Annotated in this window: 8 protein-coding genes; 1 reads left to right on the top strand and 7 read right to left on the bottom strand. The window is 70.1% G+C overall.

The genetic code is table 11. The features are described from left to right. Nucleotides 1-49: 49 nt before the first annotated feature. Genes QYL93_RS31525 through QYL93_RS31500 form a run of 6 tightly spaced genes read right to left on the bottom strand, consistent with a single transcriptional unit; the run spans nucleotide 50 to nucleotide 7,772 of the window. Entirely contained in the window at nucleotides 50-1,159 is a 1,110-nt protein-coding gene (locus QYL93_RS31525; RefSeq protein ID WP_305747378.1) for a carotenoid 1,2-hydratase, read from the bottom strand. Nucleotides 1,160-1,184: 25 nt separating this feature from the next. Then, the gene (locus tag QYL93_RS31520) at nucleotides 1,185-2,267 is read right to left on the bottom strand and encodes a PLP-dependent cysteine synthase family protein (protein ID WP_305747377.1); all 1,083 of its coding nucleotides are present in this window, start codon (nucleotides 2,265-2,267) and stop codon (nucleotides 1,185-1,187) included. Nucleotides 2,268-2,307: 40 nt separating this feature from the next. Continuing rightward, nucleotides 2,308-4,899 (bottom strand): FtsX-like permease family protein, encoded by a 2,592-nt coding sequence (locus QYL93_RS31515; RefSeq protein ID WP_305747376.1) that lies wholly within the window; start codon nucleotides 4,897-4,899, stop codon nucleotides 2,308-2,310. Nucleotides 4,900-4,919: 20 nt separating this feature from the next. Continuing rightward, nucleotides 4,920-5,576, bottom strand: a complete 657-nt coding sequence (locus tag QYL93_RS31510) for an ABC transporter ATP-binding protein (protein ID WP_305747375.1) — start codon at nucleotides 5,574-5,576, stop codon at nucleotides 4,920-4,922. Then, nucleotides 5,573-6,544 (bottom strand): tRNA (adenosine(37)-N6)-dimethylallyltransferase MiaA, encoded by a 972-nt coding sequence (gene miaA / locus QYL93_RS31505; protein WP_305747374.1) that lies wholly within the window; start codon nucleotides 6,542-6,544, stop codon nucleotides 5,573-5,575. Before miaA ends, QYL93_RS31510 begins: the two co-directional genes overlap by 4 nt. Then, entirely contained in the window at nucleotides 6,531-7,772 is a 1,242-nt protein-coding gene (locus QYL93_RS31500; protein WP_305747373.1) for a multidrug effflux MFS transporter, read from the bottom strand. The genes miaA and QYL93_RS31500 overlap by 14 nt, the downstream gene beginning before the upstream one ends. A gap of 148 nt (nucleotides 7,773-7,920) precedes the next feature. On the opposite strand from QYL93_RS31500, the gene QYL93_RS31495 reads away from it, so the two are divergent. Further along, nucleotides 7,921-9,309, top strand: coding sequence for a serine hydrolase (locus QYL93_RS31495; protein WP_305747372.1), 1,389 nt, complete (start codon nucleotides 7,921-7,923; stop codon nucleotides 9,307-9,309). On the opposite strand, the gene QYL93_RS31490 is transcribed toward QYL93_RS31495, so the two are convergent. Beyond that, nucleotides 9,269-10,180 carry an alpha/beta hydrolase gene (locus tag QYL93_RS31490; RefSeq protein WP_305747371.1) on the bottom strand — a complete coding sequence of 304 codons (912 nt, stop codon included), beginning with the start codon at nucleotides 10,178-10,180 and terminating at the stop codon, nucleotides 9,269-9,271. The two genes, QYL93_RS31495 and QYL93_RS31490, sit on opposite strands and share 41 nt — an antisense overlap. Nucleotides 10,181-10,283: the final 103 nt, after the last annotated feature.

The raw sequence follows: 10,283 nt of genomic DNA, 5'->3' as shown, positions 1-10,283 counted from the left end.
TCCCGGCCTCCGCCCTCAACAAAGGCACGCTGCAAGCACCAAGCACCGACTACAACTTCAACGCCTTCGCATACCCCGTCATCTCCAAATACCCCTTCCCCACCACCCGCCCATCCCGCACCAACTCCGACAACCCCTCCCAGTAGATAGCCCCCGTAGACGCACTGCTATCGAGCTCCTGGTTGTCCAGCAGACTGCGCACCACAAACACCCCCACAGGCGTCTGCACCCGCCACTGCACCGGATAGCGCGCCCCGCTCACAGGGCTCGTCCACCACCGTTCGGGGGTGAACACCACCTCGGCCGCATCGAACACCCGGGCCGCCTGCCCCGGGGCACGAAGCGACCCACCAGCCCAAAGTGCAGAACCATCCGCGCGCCGCAGCCGGAACGCCGTGAGCGCACTGCCATCGAGCAGGTTCATCCCGATCCAGTCCCACCCCTGCGCCTCGGGGTGCAGCAGCGCCTCGCTCCACTCATGGTCCATCCAGGCGCGGCCACTTCCTGGGTCGATGACCATGCGCTTGCCATCGAGCACGATGGCGCCACCCACGGCCAGTTGTGGCTGGCTGTAGTAGTAGCTGGCCTGGGCGCTCTCGGGCCCCTTGCGCGAGAGGCCTTCGCGGCCCTGCAGCAGCACGGGCTGGGTGGCGTCGAATTGCAGCTGCAGGCCGAAGTGCTCGCCCTGGATGCGGGCGGCATAGCGGCTGACCCCGCCACCCGGCAGGTCGCTGCGCACCAGGCTCCAGTCCTGCAGTCGGATGGCTGTGTCGGATTCACTCGCCTGGGCCACGCCGAAGCCTGCGCGGGCGATGCGCTGGTCGTGGTGCAGGCGCTGGCCCTTCAGATCGGTGAGGGCGGCATGCGCGAACAACAGGTGCTTTGCGGCAAAGGCCGACTGGATGCCTTGTGCGGCGTCCACGCGCGAGCGGAAGAACGTGACCTGGAAGCCCCATTCGCGGCCGCCCGCCTGCGCATGGCCGGTGATGTACCACCATTCGGTGCGCTGCTCGGGGTGGCTGCCGTGGTCGCGGGGGAAGGCCAGGGTGCGGGCAGGCAGTGCCTGGGTGTGGCCGCTCCACGCGCTACCGAGGGCACCGGCCAGGCCCAACACCAGTGCCTTGCGGCGAGAGGGTGCTGGAAGTATGCCAAAGAGCATTGGGTATGGCGGCATACGGCCTGCCTCAGTCCATCAGCGCCTGTACCTTGCGCTGTGCCTCGGTGCAGTCGCCGAAACTACGGGCCACCCAATCGGCGTCGAAGTACGTGGGCAAATAGCGCTCGCCTGCATCGCACAGCAGCGAGAGGATGGAGCCCTGCTCACCACGCTCGCGCATCTCGCTGGCCAGGGTCAGCATGGCAATGAAATTGGTACCCGTCGAGGGACCCACGCGGCGTCCGAGCAGCTGCGACAGCGCCTGCATGGCGGCCACCGATTCCACGTCAGGCACTTCCTGCATGCGGTCCACCAGGGTGCGGATGAAGCTTGGCTCCACACGCGGGCGGCCGATGCCCTCGATGCGCGAACCGGCTGCCGTCAGCGTGGCATCGCCCGTGCGGTGGTAGGCGCTGAACACCGACCCCGCAGGGTCGGCCACGCAGACCTCGGTGGCATGCTGCTGGTAGCGCAGGTAGCGGCCGATGGTGGCGCTGGTGCCGCCCGTGCCCGCACCCACCACGATCCAGCGCGGCACGGGGTGGGGCTCGCGCGCCATCTGGGTGAACATGCTCTCGGCAATGTTGTTGTTGCCGCGCCAGTCGGTGGCGCGCTCGGCGTACGTGAACTGGTCCATGTAGTGGCCGCCCGTCTGCTCGGCAATGGCGCGGGCCTCCTCGTACACCTGGCCGGCGCTTTCCACCAGGTGGCAGCGGCCCCCGTGAAACTCGATCTGCGCGATCTTCTCGGGCGAGGTGGTGCGCGGCATCACGGCCACGAAGGGCAGGCCCAGCAGGCGCGCAAAATAGGCCTCGCTCACCGCGGTGGAGCCGCTCGACGACTCGACCACGGTCGAGCCCTCGCTGATCCAGCCATTGCACAGCGCGTACAGGAACAGCGAGCGCGCCAGCCGGTGCTTCAGGCTGCCCGTGGGGTGGGTGGACTCGTCCTTGAGGTACAGGTCGATGCCATGCGCGCCATACGCGGGCATGCGCAGCGGGATCAGGTGCGTGTCGGCACTGCGCTGGTAGTCGGCTTCGATGCGGGCAATGGCGTTGTGCAGCCAAGCGCTGGCATGCACGGGTGGGAGGGGCTTGTGGGCAGCGGTCATGGGGGGATTGTCTCGCAGTGCCCGCTGTCCACACAGCTTCTTACCAGTCTTCCTTGACGGCCATCACCGCATCGCGCCCCGCAGCGGCCCGCCCGGCCAGCCAGGCGGTCACCGTGCCCGACACCACCACGGCCGCGCACAGCGCCGCAAGGCGCCAGCCCGGAATGCTCAGGTCCATGGTCCAGTGAAAGCTCTGAGGATTGACCACGTGCACCAGCACCACCGACACAGCCAGGCCCAGCAGCACGCCGGCGACTGCGCCCACCCCGGTCCAGGCCGCGCCTTCGGCGGCCACCACGGCCAGAATCTGGCGGCGTGTGAGGCCCAGGTGCGCCAGCAGGCCGAACTCCTTGCGCCGCGCCAGCACCTGCGCGCTGAAGCTCGCTGCCACGCCGAACAGGCCGATGCCGATGGCCACCGCCTGCAGCCAGTAGGTGACGGCAAAGCTGCGGTCGAAGATGTGCAGCGAGCGCTCGCGGATCGCGCTGGCGGACATGAACTCCAGGGGCAGCTCGCCCGCGCCACGGGCCGCCGCCAGGTCGCGGATGGCCTGCTGCAGCGCGGCCTGGTCGGCGCCTTCGCGCGGCCATAGCGCCAGGTCGCTGGTGCGCGCGTCGCCCGTGAGAAGCAGGTAGTCGGCCCGGTCCAGCGCCACCGCGCCCGACTGGCGTGCATAGTCGCGCCAAACCCCGGCGATGAAGAAGCGCGGCGCATCCACCTTAGTGCTGAAGGCCCTCGACAGGGCATCCCACTGCATGCCCGGCGCCAGGCCATAGAGGTCCACCACGGCTTCGCTGATGTAGATGCCGATGCTGCCGGCGGGCACCGGCAGGGCCGTGCCCACCAGCGGCAGCTGGCGCGCCGGGTCGGCGCCCAGCGGCCGGCTGATGAGCATGAGCGCAGGGCGCGAGGGGTCGAGCTGCAACGGGCTGGCACGCAGCGGCTGCACGCGCTCGATGTCCGGCAGCTGCGCCACGGCTTCGGCAAGGCCGGCGGGCAGCAGGGCGGCCTCGCTGCCCGCACCGCCCAGGGCCGAGCGCACGTACAGCGGCGAGGGCAGCACCCCATCGAGCCACTGCGCGACCGAGCCTCGAAAGCTCGACACCATCACCGTGAGCGCCACGGCCAGGCTCAGGCTGGCCACCACACCGCCCACGGCAATGGCGGCGCTGCCGCGCATGCGGCGCGCGCGCTCCAGTGCCAGCAGGGGCAGGGCTTGTTGCGCGGCCAGCGGCTGCAGGCGTGCCAGCAGCGCCGCCATGCCGCGCGGCAGCAATGCGATGCCGCCCACCAGCAGCAGGGCAATCGCGCCATAGGCGGCCAACGGAATGCCGGCCAAGGGCGGCGCGAACGACAGCGCCACGCCGGCCGCCACCAGGACCAGGCCCACGGTGCCCCGGTCGGCCCTGGTGGTGGCACTGCCCAGGCCCTTGAGGGTCTGCGCGGGCGGCAGGGTCTGCGCCGCGCGCGCGGGCCACCAGCCACCGGCCAGTGCTGCGGCAAGGCCCAGCGCGCCATAGATGGCCGCAGCCGGTGCGCTCCACTGCAGTGCCGGCTGCACGCCCGCGAAATAGCCGCCGCCCAGGTCCCCGCCCAGCAGGCGCAGCGCCGCGGCGGCCAGGCCCGTGCCCAGCGCGATGCCGGCCACGCTGCCCACCACGCCCAGCACCGCCGATTCGGCCAGCACCAGGGCCAGGCGCTGGCGCGGCGTGGCACCCAGCACGGCCAGCAGCGCGAACTGCGGGCCGCGCTGTGCCACGCTGAGCGCCAGCACCGAGAACACCAGGAAGGCCCCCGTGAACAACGCCACCAGCGCCAGCACCGTGAGGTTGACGCGGTAGGCGCGCGACAGGTTGCTGATGCGCTGCGCCGCATCGCCCGGCTCGGCCAGTACGGCCTGCGCGGGCCAGCCGGGCAGGGCTCGCAGGCTCTGCATGAATGCCTGGCGGTCGGTGCCCGCCTGCAGCTGCAGGTCGATCCGCGTCAATTGCCCGGCACGGCCGAACAGGTCTTGCGCGGCACCGATATCCATCACCGCCAGCGGCGCACCGCCTGCGCCCACGGTGCCTGCCACACGCACCGCCAGGCGCTGCAGGCCCGTGTGCAGGGTGATCTGCGGCAGCGGCGCCCCCGCGTCGGTCGGTGCGGTGGACAGCCCCAGCGCCTGCAGCGCCGAAGCATTGAGGAACACCGTGGCGGGCGAGAACATTGCGAAGCGGTCTGCCTGGGCCCAGGGGCGCGGCATCAGGGCTGGTGCCACGGCGGGCAGCAGCAACGCATCGGCCCCCAGCACGCGCAGCGGTACGCGCGCGGCCTGCGCACCCGAAGCCCCGTTGGGTGCTGCCACGGCCGACAGCTCCAGAACCGGGCTGGCCCGGGCCACCTGCGGGTGCGTGGCCAGGCGCCCGTACAGGGCCTCGTCCAGGCTGCCCTGCATGGCGCGCAACTCCAGATCGGGCTGGCCGTTGACGGCGCGCACCGCCTGCGAGAACTCGTCCAGCGCCGAGGCATTGATCACGTGCACCGCAAAGGCCAGCGCCACACCCAGCATCACCGCGACCACAGCCGCCAGGCTGCGCCAGGGGTGGTGGCGCAGGTCCTGCCAGGAGAAGGTGCGCAGCAGGGCGAGCATGGCGGGCGGGCCTGGCGCAGTCAGCCTGCGCCGATGCCGTCGCTGCGCAGCCGCAGCACCCGGTCGGCCCGCGCGGCGGCCGCGTCCGAATGCGTCACCAGCACCAGCGATGCGCCGTGTTCGCGCGTCTGCGCGAGCAGCAGGTCCATCACCAGCGCGGCGGTGGTGGGGTCCAGGTTGCCCGTGGGTTCGTCGGCCAGCAGCAGTGCCGGGCGGTGCACCAGGGCTCGGGCAATGGCCACGCGCTGCAATTGGCCGCCGCTGAGCTGCTGCGGCAGGCGCGCGCCCAGCTCGGCCAGGCCCACCGCCGCCAGCATGTGCTGCACGCGCGCGGCATCGTTCTGGCCCAGCAGCATCAAAGGCAGGGCCACGTTCTGCGCCACGTCCAGGTGCGGCAGCACGTGGAAGGCCTGGAACACGAAGCCCACGTGTGCACGCCGCCACAGGGCCCGTGCCGTGTCGTCGAGCGTGCCCAGGTCGGTGCTGCCGTGCGTGATGCGCCCTGTGTCCCAGGTATCCAGGCCCGCCAGGCAGTTGAGCAGGGTGGACTTGCCCACCCCCGAGTCACCCACGATGGCCACGAACTCACCGGGTTGCACTGCAAAGTCGACACCGGAAAACACCGTGGCCTCGCCATAGTGCTTGCCCAGGCCGCTGACGGTGAGGGTGGCCGTCATGGCGCGGCGGCATCCAGCCGTGCCAGCACGGCCTGTACCAGCGCAGCCGTGGCATCGGGCTGGTCGCAGGCGATGGCATGGCGCGCGGGCATGCTGCGCAGCCAGGTGATCTGGCGCTTGGCCAACTGGCGCGTGGCGGCAATGCCGCGCTCGCGCAGGCTGTCCATGGGGAAGTGGCCGTAGAGGCTTTCCCAGGCCTGGCGGTAGCCTACGCAGCGCATGGAGGGCAGGTCCGGGTGCAGGTCGCCGCGTGCGTGCAGGGCCTTCACCTCGTCCAGAAAGCCGGCCGCCAGCATGGCATCGAAGCGCTGGGCGATGCGCGCATGCAGCCAGGCGCGGTCATCGGGCTCCAGGCTGAACAGGGCGGTGCTGGCCGCCACTGTGCTCGGGGCGCGGTCCTTGGCCGAGTGAAAGCTCGACAGCGGCCGGCCCGAGACATGCCATACCTCCAGCGCGCGCTGGATGCGCTGGCTGTCGGCCGGGGCCAGGCGCGCGGCGGTGACTGGGTCCACGCGCGCAAGCTCGGCATGCAGCGCGGGCCAGCCCTGCGCTGCGGCCTGGGCCTCGATGCGTTCGCGCACGGCGGGGTCGGCGGCGGGCATGTCGTCGATGCCGTCGAACAGCGCCTTGAAGTACAGCATGGTGCCGCCCACCAGCAGCGGCAGCGCGCCGCGCGCGCGGATCTCGGCAATGAGCCGGGTGGCGTCCTGCACGAACTCGGCCGCGCTGTAAGAATGCAGCGGATCGCGGATGTCGATCAGGTGGTGTGGTACGGCGGCCAGTTCGTCGCTGCTGGGCTTGGCGGTGCCGATGTCCATGCCGCGGTAGACCAGGGCCGAGTCCACGCTGATGATCTCCACCGGCATGCGCGGCGCCAGCACGGCTGCCAGCGCCAGGGCACCAGCGGTCTTGCCCGAGGCCGTGGGGCCGGCCAGCGCGATGGCCGGAAGGTGGTCAGGCGCGCTCACCGGGATCTCCGAATTTCTGCACCAGCGTCCACGAGATCACGGCCAGCACCACCGACCAGAACCAGATGCCATTGACCAGCGGCCACACCGTGCCATCCAGGCGCAGGCCCAGCCAGCCGCCGATGGCGAAGGCTGCCAGCATCATCATGAAGCCGTTGAGCGCCGAGGCAACGCCGGCCGCCTGGGGGAACGGCCCCACGGCGCCGCTCTGCCCACAGGGCTGGTGGATGCCATGGGCCAGCATGAACAGGTAGAACGGCAGCAGCAGCGCCCAGGGCTGGTGCCAGCCCATGAAGGCGACCAGCCCCATCAGCGTGCCGCCTGCCAGGCTCAGGCCGCCCGCAATGGCCACGGAGCGCTTGAGTCCGAAGCGTGCCAACAGCCCCCGGCACAGAAAGGTGCCCGCAAAGTAGGCCACGCAGGCCGATGCCATGGCACCACCGTACTGCGTGCGCGACAGGCCGAGCACGTCGATGAACACGAAGGACGATGACGCGAGAAAGGTGAACAGGCCGCCATAGGTGGCCGTGGTCTGCAGCGAAAAGGCCCAGAAGGTCGGGTGGCGCAGCACCTGCAGCCAGGTGGCCACCAGGGTCTTGGGCTGCAGGGCGCGCGGGTTGCGGTGCACCAGGGTCTCGGGCAGGCGCAGGGCCACCAGGGCCAGCGTGGCCACGGCATACACCGTGAGGGCCGAGAGCGAGGCCCGCCAGCCCAGCCACTCGGCCAGCAGGCCACCCAGCGGCGCGCAGATGCAGGCCACGAAACCCAGGCCGGTGAGCGCCTTGGACATGGCGCGCGCACCCTCCAGCGGAGTGTACAGGTCGCGCACGATGGCGCGCGCACACATCACCACCGAGCCCATGGCCGCCCCCTGGGCGATGCGCCACAGGATCAGCAGCGACATGCTGGGGGCCAGCGCGCTGCCAATGGATGCCACGGTGTAGATGGCCAGGCCCGCCAGCAGGATGGGCCGGCGGCCGAAGCGGTCCGACAGGGGGCCCCAGACCAGCTGCGAGCAGCCGAAGGCCAGCAGCAGGCCGCTGAGCGTGAGCTGGGCCGCAGACACGGGAGCACCCAGGCTGCGCGTGAGGGCTGGCAGCGCCGGCAGGTACAGGTCGGTGGTGACGGGCTGGATGCTCAGCAGCAGAGCCAGTATCAGGATGGCCAGGGCCGGGGAAATGGCAGCGGGCGCGGCCGGGTGGCCGGCGGTGGCGAAGGGGGCAGACATATCTGTCTGAGCGTACCAGATGGGTCGGGACAAACCCGCACACGGGGCTTTCGCGTCGCTTGCACGACATTGCCGGGCCAATGCGCGCCCTACAGTGCATCGCGGCACTGGACGCCAGGCACTCATCACAACAACAGGAGACAAGCGCATGCGCCGCAGCAATCACCCCTTGACCCCCTCCCCATTTCGCAACCCCCTGAGCACCCTGGCACGTGCAGCGCTGGTTGTGGTGCTGGGGGCGGCCCTGGCCGCCGCCCACGCACAGGCACCCGCTGCGGCGCCGGCTTCGCCTGCGGCTGCTCCCGCTGCACCGGCCCTGCCGGCACCCGAGTCGGTCTCGCTCGACAAGCTGGGCTACATGGTCACCTTCCCGCCCGAGGGCGCGCAGCGTGTGGACCTGAGCAACTCCTACAAGTACCCGCAAATGCGCTGGGCCCTGCAGCACCTGCGCGAGCTGCAGCCCACGCGCAATATCCGCCGGGGCGCGGCCCCCGCATCTCCCCTGCCCGCCGATCCGCGCCCGCTGGGCGCGTTCGCATTCGACGACGACAAGGGCCAGCCCATCACCGTGGACCAGTGGCTCACGCGCACCTACACCGACGCCATCGTCGTGCTGCACAAGGGCAAGGTGGTGTTCGAGCGCTACGACAACCAGATGAAGCCCTGGACACCGCACCTGCTGTTCTCGGTCACCAAGTCCTTCACCGGGCTGATGGCGGCGCAGCTGGCGCACGAGGGCAAGATCGACCCCGAGGCACTGGTCACCAAGTACGTACCCGAGCTGGCCGATTCGGCCTGGGGCGACATGAAGGTGCGCGAGGTCATGGACATGACCGGGGCCGTGCGCTTTCGCGAGGTCTACACCGACCCGACGACCGAGATCTTCGGCTACAGCTGGTCCGCCGGCATGCTGCCGCGGCCGCCGGGCTACCAGGGTGCGACCAACATCTACGACTTTCTCAAGACGCTTAAAAAGGAGGGCGAGCACGGCGAAGGTTTCGTCTACCGCACGGTGCACTCCGAGGTGCTGGGCTGGATTGTCTCGCGCGCCACGGGCAGGCACTGGGCAGAGCTGATGGGCGAGAACATCTGGCAGAAGCTGGGCATGGAAGAGGACGCCCATGTCATGGTGGACAGCGTGGGCACGCCGCTGCAGGGCGCGGGCCTGAACGCCACGGCGCGCGACCTGGCGCGCTTTGGCGAAATGCTGCGCCAGGGCGGTAGCTTCAACGGCCAGAAGATCTTCGACAAGGCCGTGATCGACGACACGGCCAAGGGTGGCGATCGCACCAAGTTCCAGTTCCGCGGCATCCAGACCGCGCGGCCCGGCTACAGCTACCGCAACCAGTGGTGGGTGCTGCACAACGCCGATGGCGCCTACGAAGCCTCAGGCATCCATGGGCAAATGGTGCATGTGAACCCGGCGGCCGAAATGGTGATTGTCAAGCTCTCCTCGCACCCGGTGGCCAGCGCTGCGGCCACGCAGGCGCTCACGCTCAAGGCGTGGTCGGCGCTGGCGCAGGCCGTTCGGCGTTGAGGCCCACGATGGGTGCGGGATCGCCCTCGTAGCCTGGGGGCGTGAGCCGGAACAGCGAGACCAGGGCCTCGCGGTAGAGGTCCATGCCCACGTCGTTGGTGTTGTGGTGTGAGCCGCCTTCCACCAGCACGAAGCGCTTGGGCTCCTGCGCGGCCTCGTACAGCTTGCGCCCGAGCGCCGGGGCGATCAGGCTGTCACGGCTGCCGTGCACCACCAGCAGGGGGGAGCCGATCTGGGGCACCTTGCGCACCGATTCGAAGCGCTGGGTGATCAGGGCCGACACCGGCAACCAGCCCCACTTGAAGGTGCTGAACACCTCGGGGATGCTGGTGAAGGTGCCTTCCACCATCACGCCCTTTTCATCCCGCACCTCGCGGGCCAGGTCGATGGCGATGGCGCCGCCCAGCGAGTGGCCGAAGATGTAACGCGCTGCAGCAGGGTGGCGCTCGCCCAGCCAGTCCCAGGCGGCGCGTGCATCTTCGGCGGCCATGGCCTCCGAGGGCAGGCCCGCGCTGCTCTGGCCAAACCCCCGGTAGTCGATGGCCAGCACCGAAAAGCCCAGTGCGTGCATGCGCCGGATGCGGGGCGATGAGCCCGCCACGTTCCAGCGCGCACCATGCAGGTACAGCAGCACCGGTGCATCCGCCCGCTCGGCGGGCATCCACAGCCCGTGCAGGCGCTCGGCCTTGGCCGTGGCGCGCGACTCGAAGGCGATCCACACGTCCTGCATGCCTTCGGTCACCCCCGTGCCGCCCCAGCTGCGGTTGCTGGGCTGGAAGATCCACTCGCGCTGCTTGGCGTCCAGAGTGGAACAGCCAGCGCTGACCGCCAGGGCCAGGACCAGGGAAAGCAAAAGGGCGGTGCGTTTCATTGCAGGAACTGACTCGCGTGCATGCAGGAAAGTTCTGATTTCCATTGCATGCATCGTGCCTGTTACGCAAAAGGGAGGCCTTGCCTCCCTTTTGTTACCTATT

The sequence above is a fragment of the Acidovorax sp. A1169 genome, from assembly GCF_030704685.1.
Lineage (GTDB): Bacteria > Pseudomonadota > Gammaproteobacteria > Burkholderiales > Burkholderiaceae_C > Acidovorax.
This window is presented reverse-complemented; position numbering and strand designations above follow the sequence as displayed.

What these genes read in the sequence shown, in the direction of transcription:
- QYL93_RS31525 (WP_305747378.1), bottom strand. Translation starts at nt 1,159, where the DNA reads ATGCTCTTTGGCATACTTCCAGCACCCTCTCGCCGCAAGGCACTGGTG.
- QYL93_RS31520 (WP_305747377.1), bottom strand. Translation starts at nt 2,267, where the DNA reads ATGACCGCTGCCCACAAGCCCCTCCCACCCGTGCATGCCAGCGCTTGG.
- QYL93_RS31515 (WP_305747376.1), bottom strand. Translation starts at nt 4,899, where the DNA reads ATGCTCGCCCTGCTGCGCACCTTCTCCTGGCAGGACCTGCGCCACCAC.
- QYL93_RS31510 (WP_305747375.1), bottom strand. Translation starts at nt 5,576, where the DNA reads ATGACGGCCACCCTCACCGTCAGCGGCCTGGGCAAGCACTATGGCGAG.
- QYL93_RS31500 (WP_305747373.1), bottom strand. Translation starts at nt 7,772, where the DNA reads ATGTCTGCCCCCTTCGCCACCGCCGGCCACCCGGCCGCGCCCGCTGCC.
- QYL93_RS31495 (WP_305747372.1), top strand. Translation starts at nt 7,921, where the DNA reads ATGCGCCGCAGCAATCACCCCTTGACCCCCTCCCCATTTCGCAACCCC.
- QYL93_RS31490 (WP_305747371.1), bottom strand. Translation starts at nt 10,180, where the DNA reads ATGAAACGCACCGCCCTTTTGCTTTCCCTGGTCCTGGCCCTGGCGGTC.